Annotated in this window: 12 protein-coding genes and 1 pseudogene; 11 read left to right on the forward strand and 2 right to left on the reverse strand. The window is 50.7% G+C overall.

The genetic code is table 11. The annotated features are described in order from the left end of the window. Window positions 1-15 precede the first annotated feature (15 nt). The 10 genes and pseudogenes from secD to VV089_RS23210 all read left to right on the forward strand — a co-directional run. A complete protein-coding gene (gene secD / locus VV089_RS23165) occupies window positions 16-2,160 on the forward strand; it encodes a protein translocase subunit SecD (protein WP_172544543.1) in 2,145 nt (714 codons plus the stop codon). Window positions 2,161-2,494: 334 nt separating this feature from the next. After that, window positions 2,495-4,210, forward strand: a complete 1,716-nt coding sequence (gene recJ / locus VV089_RS23170) for a single-stranded-DNA-specific exonuclease RecJ (protein ID WP_172544544.1) — start codon at window positions 2,495-2,497, stop codon at window positions 4,208-4,210. A 415-nt stretch (window positions 4,211-4,625) separates the two neighbouring features. Next, a complete protein-coding gene (locus tag VV089_RS23175; protein ID WP_334337564.1) occupies window positions 4,626-5,150 on the forward strand; it encodes an adenine phosphoribosyltransferase in 525 nt (174 codons plus the stop codon). A gap of 105 nt (window positions 5,151-5,255) precedes the next feature. Beyond that, entirely contained in the window at window positions 5,256-7,562 is a 2,307-nt protein-coding gene (locus tag VV089_RS23180; protein ID WP_172544546.1) for a RelA/SpoT family protein, read from the forward strand. Window positions 7,563-7,585: 23 nt separating this feature from the next. Further along, window positions 7,586-8,212, forward strand: coding sequence for an MBL fold metallo-hydrolase (locus tag VV089_RS23185; RefSeq protein ID WP_334337565.1), 627 nt, complete (start codon window positions 7,586-7,588; stop codon window positions 8,210-8,212). A gap of 8 nt (window positions 8,213-8,220) precedes the next feature. Beyond that, complete coding sequence (gene hemZ, locus VV089_RS23190) at window positions 8,221-9,675, forward strand: coproporphyrinogen dehydrogenase HemZ (RefSeq protein ID WP_334337566.1); 1,455 nt, start codon at window positions 8,221-8,223, stop codon at window positions 9,673-9,675. Window positions 9,676-9,726: 51 nt separating this feature from the next. After that, entirely contained in the window at window positions 9,727-10,350 is a 624-nt protein-coding gene (locus VV089_RS23195) for an HD-GYP domain-containing protein (protein WP_334337567.1), read from the forward strand. Between the two features lie 290 nt (window positions 10,351-10,640). Then, a complete protein-coding gene (gene hisS, locus VV089_RS23200; protein WP_334337568.1) occupies window positions 10,641-11,885 on the forward strand; it encodes a histidine--tRNA ligase in 1,245 nt (414 codons plus the stop codon). 147 nt (window positions 11,886-12,032) lie between these two features. Further along, window positions 12,033-13,799, forward strand: coding sequence for an aspartate--tRNA ligase (aspS, locus tag VV089_RS23205; protein ID WP_334337569.1), 1,767 nt, complete (start codon window positions 12,033-12,035; stop codon window positions 13,797-13,799). 62 nt (window positions 13,800-13,861) lie between these two features. After that, window positions 13,862-14,311: pseudogene (locus VV089_RS23210) on the forward strand (hypothetical protein); the annotation flags it as partial. 368 nt (window positions 14,312-14,679) lie between these two features. On the opposite strand, the gene VV089_RS23215 reads toward VV089_RS23210, so the two are convergent. Both VV089_RS23215 and VV089_RS23220 read right to left on the reverse strand, forming a co-directional pair. Continuing rightward, complete coding sequence (locus VV089_RS23215; protein WP_334337570.1) at window positions 14,680-15,780, reverse strand: radical SAM/SPASM domain-containing protein; 1,101 nt, start codon at window positions 15,778-15,780, stop codon at window positions 14,680-14,682. A 214-nt stretch (window positions 15,781-15,994) separates the two neighbouring features. Further along, window positions 15,995-16,261: a DUF1294 domain-containing protein gene (locus VV089_RS23220; protein WP_334337571.1), complete on the reverse strand. Its 267-nt coding sequence runs from the start codon at window positions 16,259-16,261 to the stop codon at window positions 15,995-15,997. A gap of 376 nt (window positions 16,262-16,637) precedes the next feature. Between VV089_RS23220 and glyA the strand changes: the two genes are divergently transcribed. Beyond that, the gene (gene glyA / locus VV089_RS23225) at window positions 16,638-17,879 is read left to right on the forward strand and encodes a serine hydroxymethyltransferase (RefSeq protein WP_334337572.1); all 1,242 of its coding nucleotides are present in this window, start codon (window positions 16,638-16,640) and stop codon (window positions 17,877-17,879) included. Window positions 17,880-17,929: the final 50 nt, after the last annotated feature.

The following is a 17,929-nucleotide window of genomic DNA, read 5'->3' on the forward strand; positions in this document are numbered from 1 at the left end:
GGCTAAGTTGGTATTATGAAGAAAAATACAGCAATTTTGACCCTGCTGCTCACCGTGCTGGCGGCGGTGGGTCTGATCTACGGCGCAGCCGTGGGTTTTGGAGAGACGCAGACCGGTGCGGCAAAGAATATTAAGCTGGGTCTGGACCTGGCCGGCGGTGTCAGCATTACTTATCAGACGGTGATTGACAACCCCACCCAGGAACAGATGGATGACACCGTGTATAAGCTCCAGAAGCGTGTGGAGGGCTACAGCACCGAAGCTGTGGTTTACCAGGAGGGAAATAACCGGGTTAATATTGAGATTCCCGGCGTGTCCGATGCGAACGCAATCCTGGAAGAGCTTGGACGGCCCGGTTCCCTTGAGTTCCAGGACGTAATGGGAAATGTGCTCATTGAGGGAACGGATATCAAAAGCGCCGAGGCCAAGGGCTATACGGATAATCTGGGCAAGAATTCTTACGAAGTAGCTCTGACCTTGACAGACGAGGGTGCAGAGAAGTTTGCGGAGGCTACAAGAGAAAATCTGGGACTTCAGATTCCCATTGTATATGACGGGGAAGTAATCAGCGCGCCTACGGTTCAGGCGGAGATTACGGGAGGCAATCCTTCCATTACCAATATGGAGTCCTTTGAGGCAGCGGAGCGCCTTGCTTCCACCATTCGAATCGGCTCTCTTCAGCTGGAGCTTACGGAGCTTAGATCAAAGGTCGTAGGGGCGCAGCTTGGGGAGGAAGCCATCTCCACCAGCCTGAAGGCCGGGGCTGTGGGATTTGTCCTGGTGCTGATTTTTATGATTGCGGTTTATTTCCTTCCGGGACTTGCTTCCGGCATTGCGTTAACCATTTATGTGGCTCTGATGCTGGTATTGTTAAATGCCTTTGAGCTGACTCTGACTTTGCCGGGGATTGCCGGTATTATTTTGAGCATAGGTATGGCAGTGGATGCCAATGTCATTATTTTTGCCCGGATCCGGGAAGAGCTTGCCACCGGAAAGACGGTGCGCTCTGCCATGAAAATCGGATTTAAGAAGGCTTTGTCGGCCATCGTGGACGGCAATATCACGACCTTGATTGCGGCGGTAGTTCTGGGGCTTCGGGGCTCAGGAAGCGTGAAGGGCTTTGCCCAGACCCTGGCTCTTGGTATTGTGATTTCCATGTTTACGGCTCTTGTGGTGACGCGGCTGGTGCTGAATGCGCTGTTTGCACTGGGGCTTAAGAGTGAAAAGCTCTATGGGGTTCAGAAGGAGAGAAAGACCTTTGACTTTGTGGGAAAGAAGAATCTTTGCTTTCTTGTTTCTGCCCTGCTGATTCTGGGCGGCGCTGCGGTTATGGGCGTCCAGGCCGGGCGGGGCGCAGGCGCACTGAATTACAGCCTGGAATTCCAGGGAGGTACGTCTACCACGATTCCCTTTGCCCAGGAGATGTCCATTGGGGAAATTGATGCCAATGTAAAGCCGGTAGTGAGCGAGGTGATCGGAAGCAGTGAGATCCAGGCTCAGCAGGTGCAGGGCAGTAATGATGTGGTGATTAAAACGAAGGAGCTTGATCTGGAGACAAGGCAGGCGCTGAATAAGGCTCTGGCGGAGAAGTTCGGCGTGGATGAGACGGCCATTACGGCGGAGAATATCAGTTCGTCTATCAGCAGCGAGGTCCGCTCGGATGCGCTGGCGGCTGTGGTGCTGGCTTCTGTTCTGATGCTGCTTTATATCTGGTTCCGGTTTAAGGATTTGAGATTTGCGGCCAGTGCGGTGACGGCTCTGGTGCATGATGTGCTGGTGGTGCTGGCCTTTTATGCGGCGGCGCGTATCTCGGTGGGGAATACCTTTATTGCCTGTATGCTGACGATTGTGGGGTATTCAATTAATGCGACCATTGTTATTTTCGACCGGATTCGGGAGAACCTGGGATCGGCCGGGAAAAAGGATGAGCTGAAGGAGATTGTGAACCGGAGCATTACGCAGACCTTGAGCAGGAGTATTTATACTTCTTTGACTACCTTTATTATGGTGGCGGCTCTGTTTGTGATGGGCGTGGCTTCGATTAAGGAGTTTGCGCTGCCGCTTATGGTGGGGATTGTCTGCGGAGCTTATTCTTCGGTTTGTATTACGGGGGCGCTTTGGTTTGTTTTGAGGACTAAGGTGCGGCGTAAGGTGGAGTAGGACGGACGGAGGGGACTGCCGTGAAATGCCGCATCTGGCTTTTCCATATCCCTTGTCCGCGCGGTTCTCGTACATCCTGTCTGCTCTTGGCGGACTAACTTGTTTTAGGCTTTGACAGGCTTTGCCTGTTGAAAGCTTTGGGGTTAGTCCGCCAATATCAGACAGGCTGTGCGCGAACAGGCGGACATGGGATATTGGAAAAGCCGGATGCGGCATTTCGCGGCAGTCCCCTCCTGACTTTGGGGGCGGAGTTTAAGATGGATTGTGGATTTTAGTTGTGTATTTGGCAGGCAGGTGTTGTGTGAGTGTTTTTTGATTGGAGAGGAGATTGGATATGAGAGGCCGGTGGATTGAGGCGGCGCGGATGGAGGGGAATCGGGAGATGGCGCAGGGGCTTGGGGTTAGCCCTTTGACGGTGCGGATGATTCGAAATCGGGCCGGGATGAGTGAGGAGGCGGTTCGGGGGTATCTTTATGGGGGGATGGAGTGTCTTGCGGATCCTTTTTTGATGAAGGGAATGGAGGAGGCGGTTTCGCTTCTTCGGGAGAAGAGGGATGAAGGGGCTTCAGTCCGGATTATTGGGGATTATGATATTGACGGGGTGAATGCAACGCATATTCTGCTTACGGGGCTTCGGAGGATTGGCGCCAGGGTGGATACGGTGATTCCGGACCGCATGAAAGACGGGTATGGGGTGAATGAGAATCTGATCCGGGAGGCGTATGAGGCTGGGGTGGATACGATTGTGACTTGTGATAATGGGATTGCTGCTTCTGCGGAGATTGGGTTTGCGAAGGAGCTTGGAATGACGGTGGTGGTGACAGATCACCATGAGATTCCTTTTCGGGAGGAGGAGGGGGAGCGGATTTTTGTTCTGCCTCCTGCGGATGTGATTGTGAATCCGAAGCAGGCGGATTGCGGATATCCTTTTAAGATGCTTTGCGGGGCTGCGGTGGCCTGGAGGCTGGTGGAAGCGCTCTATCGGGCGGAGGGGATTTCCAGGGAGGAGGCCCTTGACCTGGCGGAGTTTGCGGCGGTGGCTACCGTGGGGGATATTATGGAGCTTCAGGGAGAGAACCGGATTTTGGTGCGGTATGGGCTGAAAAGGCTGGAGCAGACTAAGAATCTGGGGTATCGGGCTCTGATTACGGTGAACGGCCTGGAGGGGAAGCGGCTTACAGCTTACCACATCGGGTTTGTGCTTGGACCCTGCATCAATGCCAGCGGCCGTCTGGATACGGCGAAACGTGCCTTGAATCTTCTGGGGGCTGAGAGCCGGGAGGAGGCGGAGGCCCTGGCCGGGGACTTGAAGGCGCTTAATGACAGCAGGAAGGCGCTTACGGTGAAGGGGACGGAGGAAGCCAGGAGGCAGATTGAGGAGACTGAGCTTGGAAGGGATCGGGTTTTGGTGGTTTACCTGCCGGAGTGCCATGAGAGCCTGGCCGGGATTATTGCCGGGCGGATCCGGGAGCAGTTTTACCGTCCCTGTTTTATTTTGACGGACGGGGAGGACGGGGTCAAGGGCTCCGGACGTTCTATTGCAGGGTATCATATGTTTGAGGAAATGATGAAGGTGGAGGAGCTTTTTACCCGGTTTGGAGGGCATCCGATGGCTGCGGGGCTTTCGATGGAGCGCAGTAAGGTGGAGGAGCTTCGGCAAAGGCTGAATGAGAACTGTACGCTGACAGAGGAGGATTTGGTTCCCAGGGAGACTTTTGATGCAGTGCTGCCGATTGTGTATGCGGGGGAGCAGCTGATTCGGGAGCTGGAGCTTTTGGAGCCTTTTGGAAAAGGGAATGAGAAGCCTCTGTTTGCTGCCGGGAATCTGTTTGTCAGAAGTGCGCGGATTATTGGGAAGAATGCCAATGTGTTAAAGCTGGTGCTGGAGGATGGGAACGGGAATCGGATGGAGGCCTTGAGCTTTGGGGATGTCCAGGGGGATTTGGAGTACATAGAGGGGAAGGAGCGGATCTCGATTCTTTATTATCCGGAGGTGAATGAGTATATGGGGAGGAGGACGGTGCAGTTGGTGGTGGATGCTTATCGGTAGGGGGGGGGTAAAAGTTCATCCGCACCGGCACACAGGCGTTTCCATATCTGTGTTCGGACGGTTCGCGTACATGCTGTCTGCTTTGGACGGACATTATCTTTGGCTTTTTGGAAGGGATTTTTTTTGGTGGGTAATGTCCGTCCCAAGCAGACAGCATGTGCGCGAACAGCCGGACACTTGATATTGGAAACGCCTGTGTGCCGGTGCGGATGAACTTTTACCTTGGGGGTGGAAGGTTTTGGGGGTTTTATTTTTGCAGATCTTTGTGGGAATGGCTTAAAGTGTTGTCAAATGGGGGGATTCGTGCTATAATGTGTTCCATTGGTGAACAGGGGAGGCCTTCTGCGTGGTGTGGGGAGGGCGGGTGCCCTGTTGTTTGTGATGTTAGTTACTTTTGCTAAAGGAGCATAAAAGGATGAAGAGATTGGAAGAATATGTAAGGAGTATTCCGGATTTTCCGGAGGAGGGGATTATTTTCCGTGATGTGACTTCTGTGCTGCAGGATGCGGATGGCCTGAGACTGGCAATTGATTCTATGCAGGAGCTGTTAAAGGATGTTGATTTTGATGTGGTGGTGGGGGCTGAGTCCAGGGGCTTTGTGTTTGGAACTCCCATTGCGTATAACCTGAATAAGCCTTTTGTGCTGGTGCGCAAGAAGGGAAAGCTGCCCTGTGAGACGGTTTCCAAGGAATATGATTTGGAGTATGGCAGCGCGGTGATTGAGATGCACAAGGATTCCATTAAGCCGGGGCAGAAGGTGGTTCTGGTGGATGATCTGATTGCGACGGGAGGAACCATACAGGCGGCAGCCCAGCTTGTGGAGGAGCTTGGCGGCGAGGTTGTGAAGATTATTTTTCTGATGGAGCTTGCCGGGCTTAAGGGACGGGAGAAGCTGTCGAAGTATGATGTGGCTTCTGTGATTCGTTACGAAGGGAATTAGGAAAAGGCCGGTACTTTTTTGGAGCTTTCCCGGATTTTCTGGATGAATGAAATGATGGCGGCGGATTTTGGCAGCAGTATAGAGATAGAAGCAGGTGATTGACAGATGGCAGAAATGAAAATTGGTGTAAAGGACCGGGACGGGGCTTTGGCCAGAGCGGATGAGAATGTAAAGACGATGCAGGATTTTACAGATCCGGCGGAGCTTTACCAGGAATTGATTAAAAGCGTGCGCAAATATCATCCCTCCGCAGATATTTCCATGATTGAAAAAGCATATCAAATTGCCTTCAAAGCCCATGAGGGACAGCTTCGCAAATCGGGTGAACCTTATATTATTCATCCTCTTTGTGTTGCCATTATTTTAGCGGACTTAGAGCTTGACAAGGAGACGATTGTGTCCGGGCTTCTCCATGACGCGGTGGAGGATACGGTTATGACGACCGAGGAGATTGCCAGGGAGTTCAGCGAAGAGGTTGCTCTTTTGGTGGACGGCGTTACCAAGCTGGGGCAGCTGTCCTACTCCAAGGATAAGATTGAGATCCAGGCGGAGAATCTGCGGAAGATGTTTCTGGCCATGGCCAAGGATATCCGTGTGATTCTGATTAAGCTTGCAGACCGCCTTCACAATATGCGGACGCTCCAGTATATGAAGCCGGAGAAGCAGAAGGAAAAGGCCCGGGAGACCATGGATATTTATGCGCCCATTGCTCAGAGGCTGGGTATTTCCAAGGTCAAAAATGAACTGGACGATCTGTCCCTTAAGTACCTGGAGCCGGAGGTTTACTATGAGCTGAAGGAGCAGATTTCCGATAAGAAAAGCGCAAGGGAGGCTTTTGTCCAGAGAATTGTGCAGGAAGTCAAATGCCATATGAAAAACGGCGGCATTGACGCCCACGTGGACGGCCGCGTAAAGCACTTTTTCAGCATCTATAAGAAAATGGTGAATCAGAATAAGACGCTGGATCAGATTTATGACTTATTTGCCGTGCGGATTATTGTGGATACGGTGAAGGACTGCTATGCGGCTCTGGGTGTCATTCACGAGATGTATACGCCTATTCCGGGGCGGTTTAAGGACTATGTGGCCATGCCCAAGCCCAATATGTACCAGTCTCTTCACACGACGCTTATCGGGCCTACCGGACAGCCCTTTGAGATTCAGATCCGTACCTTTGACATGCATAAGACTGCCGAGTACGGAATTGCGGCCCACTGGAAGTATAAGGAGAGCAGCGACGGCAAAAAGACGGTGGATCAGCAGGAAGCGGAGAAGATGAGCTGGCTGCGGCAGATTCTGGAGTGGCAGCGGGACATGTCCGACAATAAGGAGTTTATGAATCTCTTAAAGAGCGATTTGGATCTCTTTTCTGAGAGCGTTTACTGCTTTACGCCTACGGGAGACGTGAAAACCCTGCCAAGCGGTTCAACCCCCATTGATTTTGCCTACAGTGTCCACAGCGCCGTGGGCAATAAGATGATTGGGGCCAGGGTCAACGGCAAGCTGGTGACCATCGACTATACCATTCAGAACGGCGACCGCATTGAGGTGCTGACCTCTCAGAATTCCAGGGGGCCCAGCCGAGACTGGCTGAATGTGGTTAAGAGCACCCAGGCGAAAAATAAGATTAACCAGTGGTTTAAGCATCAGTTCAAGGATGAGAATATTTTAAGGGGCAAGGAGATGCTTGCCCAGTACTGCAAGGTAAAGTCCATTGTGATGTCCGACATTATGAAGCCGGAATTTCAGAATGTAGTCATGCGCAAATACGGCTTCCGGGACTGGGATTCCGTTTTGGCGGCTATCGGGCACGGCGGCCTGAAGGAAGGCCAGGTCATCAATAAGATGACAGAGGAGTATGATAAGCTCCACAAAAAGGAATTTACCGACGAGAAGGTTATGGAGGCGGTAGCCGACAACAAGGACAGCAAGATCCGCATTACCAAATCTAAGAGCGGAATTGTGGTCAAAGGTCTTTCGGATGTGTCCGTGCGGTTTTCCAAGTGCTGCAGTCCGGTTCCGGGGGACGAGATCATTGGGTTTGTTACCCGGGGACGGGGCGTTTCCATTCATCGGACCGATTGCATCAATGTGCTGAATCTTCAGGAGCTGGAGCGGCGGCGTCTGATTGATGCAGAGTGGCAGGACATGGGAGCCGCAGCTTCTGGGGAGAAGTATGCTACGGAGATTAAGATTTACGCAAACAACCGGACAGGGCTGCTGGTGGATATTTCCCGGATTTTTACGGAACGGGGGATTGATATGACCAGCATCAATGTGCGGACCAGCAAGCAGGGGACGGCGACTATTTCTATTACCTTTGATATCGGCGGCAAGGATGAGCTCCAGCGGATTGCGGAGAAGCTTCATCAGGTGGAGAGTGTTCTGGATATTGAACGGGCTATGGGGTAGCAAGGAAAGGATAACAGGGAAGCATGAGAATAAAGACGCTTGTTTTGGGAGATGTGCATACCAACTGCTATCTTCTGATCAATGAGGAAACCTTGGAGACGATTGTGGTAGATCCGGCGGACAGGGCGGATGTGATCGGCAGGAAGGCCGTGGACGAAGGGCTTATGCTGAAGGCGGTTCTGCTGACACACGGACATGGGGATCACATTCTGGCAGTTTCGGATTTGAAACGAGACTTTGGAGTGAAGGTTTACGCGTCGGAGGCGGAAAAAGGGCTGCTTCTCGATCCGACACAGAATCTGTCAAAGGCCCTCTTCGGCGTATCGGTTACGGTGGAGCCGGATGTGCTTTTAAAGGACGGACAGGAGTTTGAGGAAGCCGGCATAAACCTTCGGATGCTTCTCACGCCGGGACATACCCCGGGAGGCTGCTGTTATTACCAGCCAAAGGAGAAGGCGCTGTTCAGCGGCGATACGCTTTTTTGCGGTTCCATCGGGCGGACGGATTTTCCGGGAGGGAGCCTTTCGGCCCTTGTGCGGTCTGTGAAGGAGAAGCTTCTTACGCTGCCGGAGGACGTGAAGGTGTATCCGGGCCATGAGGAAACGACTACGATCGGGCATGAGAAGAAGTACAATCCATATATGGGATGAGATAGAAGATGATAGAAGTAAAGATCAACCAGGAAAGCTTTGCATACGACATTCATTCCTTAATCAAGGCTTTTTACCCGGAGGAGGAAGTAAATGTCCGTGAAAAGCCGGAGTTTACGGAAGAAACGCCTTTACGGATGAAGGCGTCCATAGGGAATGAGGAAATCGAATTTGCAGTATATGAAAATGAGGCTCTTCAGAAGAAGAGCCGTGTTTGTGTGGAGGATCCAGAGCGGAAGCTTGTGAAAAACCAGTTAAAGCAGCTTATTTACAGAGTGCTCTCTGATTATACAGGCAGGAAGCTGCCCTGGGGAACACTTACGGGAATCCGGCCGGTGAAGATTCCCATGGCAATGCTGGAGCAGGGCAGATCCAATGTGGAAATTGCGGATTATATGCGGAGCGCCTATCTATGCAGCAATGAGAAAACGGCCCTGGCTGTGTCCATTGCAAACCGGGAACGGGAGGTGCTGAAAGGCCTTGACTACCAGGAGGGATACAGCCTGTATGTGGGGATTCCCTTTTGTCCCAGCATCTGTCTGTACTGTTCTTTTTCCTCTTCTCCTTTAAATCGGTGGGAGAAGCAGGTGGATACTTATCTGGAAGCGCTTTTTTCGGAGCTTCGTTTTCTTGGAAAGGCTTATAAAGGCAGGAAGCTGAATACCATTTATGTAGGAGGCGGCACGCCTACCACGCTTACGGAAAAGCAGCTTCACCGGCTGATGTGTGTTCTGGAGGAAGCCTTTGATTACGGGCAGCTTCGGGAGCTGACTGTGGAGGCCGGGCGGCCGGACAGCGTGACGCCCGAAAAGTTCCGGACGCTGAAGGCTCATGGGGTGACACGGGTTTCGGTGAATCCTCAGACCATGAACCAGGAGACGCTGGACATCATCGGACGGCGGCATACAGTGGAACAGACGAAGGAAGCATTTTTCATGGCAAGGGAGGCCGGGTTTGACAATATCAACATGGATTTGATTGTGGGCCTGCCGGGGGAGGAGCTGCCCCAGGTGCGTCACACCCTGGAAGAGCTTCGGACTTTGGGCCCGGACAGCATCACCGTCCATTCCCTGGCGGTAAAGCGGGCGGCGCGCCTTAAGCTGTTCCAGGAGGAATACCGGGAGATGGGGCTTAAGAACAGCCAGGAAATCATGGATCTGGCTTATCAAAGCTGCGTGGAGCAGGGACTTTACCCTTATTATCTTTACCGCCAGAAGAATATGGCGGGAAATTTTGAAAATGTAGGCTATGCAAAGGTTGACAAAGCCGGAATTTACAATATACTGATTATGGAGGAGAAACAGACGATTCTGGCCGCAGGCGCAGGCGGAGCTTCGAAGTTTGTCTTTGGGGCGGAGCATATTGAGCGCGTGGAGAATGTGAAGGATGTGGCTCAGTATATAGGCAGAATCGAGGAAATGATCGAACGTAAGAGAATCTTTTTTGCAGCGAATCACTTGTAACGGTTCCGGTGAACGGGCTGTTGCAGCGGCTTGTGGAGTTTAGGTGAGACAATGAGAGAGGCAGCATTGAGAGAAGCGGCGGCAGACGATTGGACGATGTTTGAGGACGATGCTACAGAGGAATTGAGGCATGCAATCTGTGTCAGCAACCTGGCCTACTGTGTGGCAAAGCAGTATGGACTTTATGAGGACCCGTGCCATGAGCTGGCGGTGGCAGGGATGCTCCATGACATCGGGAAGCTTAGGATCTCCGGCTATCTGTATGGCAGAGATGAGGATACTTTGAATATTGAGGAAATGAAGTATGTGCGGATGCATCCAAGACTGGGCTACGAGACCTTGATCCGATATGATTTTTCGGATAATGTTTTGGAGAGCATTCTCTATCACCATGAAAATTATGACGGCTCCGGGTATCCAGAAAATCTGGCCGGAACTCAGATTCCTGTGGGAGCAAGGATTTTACGGGTCTGCGATACGTTTGCGGCCCTTACCTCAGACCGGCCCTACCGGAGAGCATTTGACAGGCAGACAGCCATAGAGCTGATGATTGAGGAAGTCAAAAATTTTGATATGAAGGTATTTCTGGCTTTTCAGACCGTGATCCACGATGAGGAGCTGCAGCACAAATGGGCGCCCAGAAGCTTTCGGGTTGGAATAGCGGAACTGGAATAAATCGGCTTTACCCTTTAGAGCTGTTGCGCAGCGATTAGGTAAAGCCGCAAAGGCGCACGAGAGAAACTTTTATGAGTGCTTTTCGAATAAAAGTTTCTCTCATTCCCGGTGTGTCGAAGCGGCTTTACCCTTTAGAGCCATCGCGCAGCGATTAGGTAAAGCCGCAAAGGCGCACGAGAGGAACTTTTATGAGAGCTTTTCGAATAAAAGTTTCTCTCATTCCCGGTGTGTCGAAGCGGCTTTACCCTTTAGAGCCATCGCGCAGCGATTAAAAATAGGAGGAAATTATTATGATTACACAGGCCCCAAGAGGCGTAGAGGACTGGTACGGCGAGCGGATGCACAGGCGTGCTTATGTAGAAAAGCTTGCCAGAGAGCTGGCCCGTACTTATCATATGACGGAGATTATCACTCCGATGTTTGAGCATACCGTACTGTTTCAGCGCGGTGTGGGAGAGACTACGGATGTTGTACAGAAGGAGATGTACACCTTTACGGACAAGGGGGATCGCAGCATCACCTTAAAGCCGGAGGGAACGGCAGGCGTTATGCGTGCCTATCTGGAGCATAACCTGTATGCGAATCCGGCTCCGGCCAAGCTGTATTATGTCACCCAGGCTTTCCGCTATGAGAAGCCCCAGAGCGGAAGGCTCCGCCAGCATCATCAGTTTGGTGTGGAATTTGTGGGGGCTAAGAGCCCGCTGGCGGAGGTAGAGCTGATTTCCCTGGTGACTGCCTTTATTGAAAAGCTGGGGTTAAAGGATGCAAAGCTTCACATTAACAGCATCGGCTGTCCCAACTGTAAAAAGTCTTACAACGATGCCCTTTTGTCTTATCTGAAAAAGCATGAGGACAAGCTGTGTCCTACCTGCCGGGAGCGGATGCAGAAGAATCCCCTCAGGGTCATTGACTGCAAGGTCCCCGAGTGCAAAGAGATTGTGAAGGACGCTCCCAGAACCATCCAGTATCTGGATGAGGAATGCAGGACTCATTTTGAGGAGCTTCAAAGCCTGCTGACCCAGCTTGGGATTCCCTTTGAGGTGGATACGGGCATTGTCAGGGGATTGGATTATTACACCAAGACGGTGTTTGAGTTTGTGAACCAGGAGGGATTTACCCTCTGCGGCGGCGGACGCTACGACGGACTGATTCACGAGATTGACGAGAAGCAGGATATTCCTTCTGTGGGCTTTGGAATGGGAATCGAGCGCATTCTTTATTTCCTGGAAAAAGAGGGCGTGGAACTTCCGCCGATGGAGACGCCGGATCTCTATGTGGGAATCTTGGGATCCGAGGCCAAGGCAAGGGCTTTTAGTCTGGTAAATGAAATCCGGAGCCGTGGGCTGATCGTAGAAACCGATTATATGGATCGCAGCGTGAAGGCCCAGATGAAGTATGCCAACAAGATTGGGGCGAAAAAAGTCGTGATCATTGGCGCCAATGAGCTGGAAAAGGGCACAGCCAGCGTAAAGGATATGGAAACGGGAGAGCAGGCGGAGACAGAGCTTTCCAGACTGCCGGAATTGTTTGCATAAGGAAATATATAGGGATATAGGGAACTGAAAACAGTATATCCCCATGAAGCGCCAGATGGATTTACGGCTGCATGTATTTTGCGGCCGGAACATCTCCTGTACCGGTGCTGAATGGGGATATACGGAACTATTAATGGAGGGACAGAAATGTTTCAATCAAGAACCCATACCTGCAATGATCTTCGTATAGAGCATGCAGGTCAGGCTGTTACTTTAACGGGATGGTATGAGAATCTGCGGAAGGTCAGCAAGAACTTAGGCTTTCTCATTCTGCGCGATTTTTACGGAACCACCCAGTTTGTTATTGAAACCGAGGAGATGATGGAGAAGCTTTCCGGCGTGAACACGGAATCCACCCTCTCCATCACAGGAGTGGTACGGGAGCGTTCCAGCAAGAACCCCAATCTGCCCACAGGCGATATTGAGGTTGTGCCGGAGCAGATAGAAGTTCTGGGCAAATGCCGCTACAATGAGCTGCCCTTTGAGATTAACCGCTCCAAGGAGGCGGACGAAAATACACGTCTGCGTTACCGCTACCTGGATCTGCGCAATCCGGCAGTCAAGGACCGCATTATCCTGCGCTGCAGCGTGGTTGCGGAATTGAGAAAAAGCATGACCGATCACGGCTTTCTGGAGATCACCACACCGATTCTCACCTGCTCCTCCCCGGAGGGCGCAAGAGACTACCTGGTACCCTCCAGAAATCATCCGGGAAAATTTTATGCCCTGCCCCAGGCGCCCCAGCAGTTTAAGCAGCTTTTGATGACATCGGGTTTTGACCGCTATTTCCAGATTGCCCCCTGTTTTCGGGATGAGGATGCCAGAGCGGATCGTTCTCCGGGAGAGTTCTATCAGCTTGATATGGAGATGGCCTTTGCCACCCAGGAGGATGTATTTGCGGTGCTGGAGGATGTGCTTCCACCCATTTTTGCAAAATACGGCACTTATCATACGGCCTCAAAGGCACCCTTTAAACGTATTTCCTTCCATGAAGCCATGGAGCGGTACGGATCGGACAAGCCGGATCTGCGGATTGATCTGACTCTTACGGACGCTGCGGCCTGTATGGAGGGCTGCGGTTTCGGGCCTTTTGAGGGACAGAATGTCCAGGCGGTGGTGTTTAGCGGTTTTGGCGCTACGAGAAAAGTGATTGATAAAATGTGTGCCGATGTGGAGGTTCAGACAGGAAATAAGGCGTACTGGTTCCGTTTGGACGAAAAAGGCGAGCTGGTCGGCGGCATTTCTAAGTTTTTGGCAGACCGGAAAGAGGCAGTTGTGGAAGCCCTTTCCCTTAAGCCGGGGGATTTTGTAGGATTGGCAGCAGGAAAGAAGGAGACTGCCCAGAAAACAGCCGGCGTGTTCCGCAAGATTCTGGGAAATACTGTCGAAGGCCATATGAATAAGGAATGCTATGAATTTTGCTGGATCGTGGACTTCCCCATGTATGAGATTGGGGAGGAGTCGGGAAAACTGGAATTCTGCCACAATCCATTTTCCATGCCCCAGGGCGGCATGAAGGATCTGCTGGAGAAGGAGCCTTTGGATATCTACGCCTATCAGTATGACCTGGTCTGCAACGGCGTGGAGCTGTCATCCGGCGCGGTTCGGAATCATGATCCGGAGATTATGGTGAAGGCTTTTGAACTGGTCGGTCTGGGCGAGGAGGATGTGAAGGCCAAATTCCCGGCGATGTACAATGCCTTCTGTTACGGAGCGCCGCCCCATGCAGGCATTGCTCCCGGCGTGGACCGTATGGTGATGCTGATTGCCGGGGAGGAGAGCATCCGGGAGATCATTCCCTTCCCCATGAACAAGACAGCCCAGGATGTGATGATGGGCGCACCGGCCGAGGTGGATCCACAGCAGCTTAAGGACGTGCACATTGCGGTAGTAAAAAATGACAAGGTCGGATGAGGAGGAAAATAGTTGGGACGTAATATCGGGAAACGGCGCCAGGCAATCTTGTTACTGCGGGAAGTACCTGTGCAGAGCTGGCGAAACGCCTGCCCCAAATACCTATGTATGTTTTTTCGGATGGCTTATATACAGCAATTAATTTTCCAAAAAGGAATGATCTGACAGTACAGATTCTGGGCGGCGAAGTAGATATGAATACCATGCGGATAGAAGGCCTGGCTGTTTTAAAGCAGCTGGAGGAAATGCATTTTAATATTTCCTTCCTTGGAACGCCGGGGTTTCATCCGGATTATGGATTTTCTTATTTTTCCGAAATGACGGCTGCGGCCATTTCTATGGTGATTAAACAGTCAGACAAAGTGGTTATGCTGATGGATTCCTCAAAGGTTAATTATGCATTGATGCCGCAGAAAATATCCCTGGATGCAGTTGATATATTAGTCACAGACGGTATGCTGGAATCTCAGATTATAAAGAAACTGGCAAAAAGCGGCGTACAAGTATTATAAAACTTTTGAATCGCAACTTTTTAAAAAGAGAACACTTGAGTGTTCTCTTTTTTGGCTTGAAAAATCAGAGAAAATTCCATAGAAATTTTAGGAAAAACAAAAGAAAAAAATATAATATATGAAAAATAAACAAAAATGACAAATAAAATATGTTAGAAATATACAATTGACTTAAAATACAAATATGATAAAATTTAACGCATCATTTGAAGGATCCTTATGGAAGTATGGGATTTAATAAGAGATATACCCAGGAGGATGATTATACAAGGTTTATTGGAGGATTTATGATGGCTCCTGGCAGAGCCGGATACATAATATCTTATAGCACAGGTAAGGGGCTGCCGAAATAAGGCAGCCCCTTATCATCATAACAGTCTTGCCAGATGTTCAAGCCGTGCAAATGCAGCATCCAGAAAAGCGCGGTGGCCGCAGAAACCGTCCTTGGGAGAACAAAACACTTCACTGCGCATACGGGGACAGCCGCCGCCGCAGATATGGAAATAGGGGCAGGAACCGCACAGGGCTGGAAGTTCTCTGGGACGGGAACAAAACGCAGACATCTGCGGCGCCTCATATACCTGGCGGATGGTACTTGCTTTAAGATTGCCGAGGCACCAGGTATCCAAGGCATAAAAATCACATGGGTACACGCTGCCGTCAGCCTCTACAATAAGCTGCCCGTAACATTTTCCGGTAATTCCGCATGCAGTCTCATCTCCTCGTGCAAGGAGGTTCAACAGATCGTCAAACAGCTTAATGCTTCGAAAGTGTCCGTTTAAAGTTTCTGGAAACCAATATTCAAACAGTTGTGTATAAAAGTCAGCATAACGCCTGGGAGTCAGGGCATACTTAGACATTTCCGCATCCAGCGGACCCAGGCACGGAATAAACTGGACATAACCAATGTTTTCTTTTTTCAGAAAGTTCCAGATCTGCTGTGGGTGGCGGGCCAGTGAATTGGTAAGCACCATTAGAATATTATAGGGAACTTCGCAGCGCTCCAGCAGCTTTTTTGCGGCTGCGATACGGGAGAAGGTTCCTTTTCCGAAAACATCCGGACGACAAATATCATGGAACTCCCGGGGGCCGTCCAAGGACAGGCCCACCAGAAATCGGTTCTTTTTTAAAAAGGCTGTCCACTGTTTGTCCAAGGAAAGTCCATTCGTCTGAAGGGCATAGGAGACACGGAGACCAGGTACTGCCAGACAGGAGATCTCCTCGGTCATCTGCTCAAACCAGTCAAGCCCGGCCAGAGTAGGCTCCCCTCCCTGGAATGCAATGGTGACAGAGTCTCCGGCATCCAGCTGGGAAAAAGTATGCTCCAGTATGCTTTTTCGTGTTTCGGGGGGCATTATGCCAAAAGAAGCCTGTTCCCGCAGACTGCTTACATCCGAATAAAAACAATATCGGCAGCGCATGTTGCACAGAGACGAGGCTGGCTTCAGCATAAGAGAAAGCTGCTTCAATACAATCCACTCCTTCCTGGAAGCTGTCCTGTTTATTATAGCAGGAAACAAAAGAGAAAGAAAGGATTAATGATATTGCGGAACTGTATGCAGCAGGAAGCTTTCTGAAAAAGAAGTGGAAAAGGCTTTCCATATGGTTCAGCTTGGAGTTCTTGGAACTGCCATTTTCAATGTGATACGGAATTTGTGAACAGCCTTTGCATTTTATATGACATTATAGCAAATACACTGCCAGAAGAATCTGGACAATCAGAATACACGGCATTCCGGCGACAAAGGTCAGGTGCCTTGTTTTATGCCGGAAAAGCTGCATTCCCAGAATAGAGCCGATGCTGCCGCCCAGGATTGCGGTTAGAAACAAGGTTTTTTCCGGGATACGCCATTTTTTGTGACGGGCTTTGTGTTTATCCGTGCCCATCAGTAGAAAAGAAAGGATGTTCATAAATATCAGATAGCAGAACAGGATATCGTGTATTTTCATAAGTACCTCCATGCGTGACAGGGAAGCTTTTTCCCACAGCAAACAAGATTTTGAATCTATAAGTTTCTTCCAGCGCACTTGTGTGAAACCGGGATAAAAACAGTATACCATGAAATAATAAGTGTGTGAATCAGAGCTGATAAAATAATCGAAAAAGTACTTGCTTTTTTGCATGCCCCCGCATATAATGGAGCATGTGTTGAAAAGACAAATGTACGCCATAGAAAGACAAACGGTGCGTACCAGAAAACAAGATGAAAACAGCAGCTCCTGGACAGTGCACAGAAGGATTTCAGACGCGTTTTTTGCGGCTGGAAATTCTTCTGGATATAGGTGCACTGTCCAGGGGTTGCGGAACTGGAATAGGAGGGACTAAATGTATTCTTTTGAGGAAGTGAAAGCAGTAGACAGCGAGGTTGCGGCCGCCATCCAGGCTGAGATGGATCGGCAGAACAGCCACATTGAATTGATTGCATCAGAAAACTGGGTATCCAAGGCAGTAATGGCAGCTATGGGAAGCCCTTTAACGAATAAATATGCGGAAGGCTATTCCGGAAAGCGGTACTACGGCGGCTGCGAATGTGTGGACGTTGTGGAGGATCTGGCGATTGAACGCGCAAAAAAAATCTTCGGCTGCGAGTATGTAAATGTGCAGCCCCATTCCGGAGCACAGGCCAATATGGCGGTGGAATTCGCCATGCTGGAGCCGGGTGACACCATTATGGGACAGAATCTGGATCACGGCGGCCATCTGACACACGGGAGTCCTGCCAATTTTTCCGGAAAATACTTCAACGTTGTGCCTTACGGCGTCAATGACGACGGCGTACTGGATTATGAGGAGATCCGCCGCCTGGCTCTTGAGTGCAGGCCGAAGCTTATCATTGCAGGCGCAAGCGCTTATGCCAGAACCATTGATTTCAAGCGGTTCCGGGAGATTGCCGATGAGGCAGGCGCATATTTGATGGTGGATATCGCCCACATTGCAGGCCTGGTAGCGGCAGGGCTTCATCCAAGCCCCATTCCTTACGCTCATGTAACGACCACCACCACCCATAAGACCCTCCGGGGACCCAGGGGCGGCATGATCATGTCCGATGAGGAGACAGCGAAGAAGTTTAACTTTAACAAGGCTGTCTTTCCGGGAATACAGGGCGGTCCTCTGATGCATGTGATTGCAGCAAAAGCCGTCTGCTTTGCGGAGGCGCTGACACCGGAATACAAGGCTTACCAGGAGCAGATTGTGAAAAACGCCCAGGCCCTCTGCAAAGGTTTGATGGATCGGGGAATTAAAATTGTATCCGGCGGAACAGACAATCATCTGATGCTTGTGGATCTGACACCTTATGATTTGACCGGCAAGGAAGTGGAACACCTTCTGGACGGGGCCAATATTACAGCCAATAAGAACACCATTCCCAATGATCCCAAGTCTGCATTCGTTACCAGCGGCGTGCGGATTGGAACGCCGGCAGTAACAGCCCGTGGACTTAAGGAAGCTGATATGGACACAGTGGCAGAGGCAGTGGCTGTGATGATCAAAGAAGGCGAAGCGGCTTCGGAGAAGGCAAAAGCCCTGGTTAAGAGCCTGACAGAGAAGTATCCTCTCAATATGTAATAATTGACGGGAAGGACAGCGGTGAAAGGTATTTGATAAGAACAGCGCAG

The organism is Candidatus Merdisoma sp. JLR.KK011 (genome assembly GCF_036941125.1).
Lineage (GTDB): Bacteria > Bacillota > Clostridia > Lachnospirales > Lachnospiraceae > Laedolimicola.

What these genes read in the sequence shown, in the direction of transcription:
- aspS (WP_334337569.1), top strand. Translation starts at nt 12,033, where the DNA reads ATGTTTCAATCAAGAACCCATACCTGCAATGATCTTCGTATAGAGCAT.
- glyA (WP_334337572.1), top strand. Translation starts at nt 16,638, where the DNA reads ATGTATTCTTTTGAGGAAGTGAAAGCAGTAGACAGCGAGGTTGCGGCC.
- VV089_RS23195 (WP_334337567.1), top strand. Translation starts at nt 9,727, where the DNA reads ATGAGAGAGGCAGCATTGAGAGAAGCGGCGGCAGACGATTGGACGATG.
- VV089_RS23220 (WP_334337571.1), bottom strand. Translation starts at nt 16,261, where the DNA reads ATGAAAATACACGATATCCTGTTCTGCTATCTGATATTTATGAACATC.
- hisS (WP_334337568.1), top strand. Translation starts at nt 10,641, where the DNA reads ATGATTACACAGGCCCCAAGAGGCGTAGAGGACTGGTACGGCGAGCGG.
- secD (WP_172544543.1), top strand. Translation starts at nt 16, where the DNA reads ATGAAGAAAAATACAGCAATTTTGACCCTGCTGCTCACCGTGCTGGCG.
- VV089_RS23175 (WP_334337564.1), top strand. Translation starts at nt 4,626, where the DNA reads ATGAAGAGATTGGAAGAATATGTAAGGAGTATTCCGGATTTTCCGGAG.
- VV089_RS23185 (WP_334337565.1), top strand. Translation starts at nt 7,586, where the DNA reads ATGAGAATAAAGACGCTTGTTTTGGGAGATGTGCATACCAACTGCTAT.
- hemZ (WP_334337566.1), top strand. Translation starts at nt 8,221, where the DNA reads ATGATAGAAGTAAAGATCAACCAGGAAAGCTTTGCATACGACATTCAT.
- VV089_RS23180 (WP_172544546.1), top strand. Translation starts at nt 5,256, where the DNA reads ATGGCAGAAATGAAAATTGGTGTAAAGGACCGGGACGGGGCTTTGGCC.
- recJ (WP_172544544.1), top strand. Translation starts at nt 2,495, where the DNA reads ATGAGAGGCCGGTGGATTGAGGCGGCGCGGATGGAGGGGAATCGGGAG.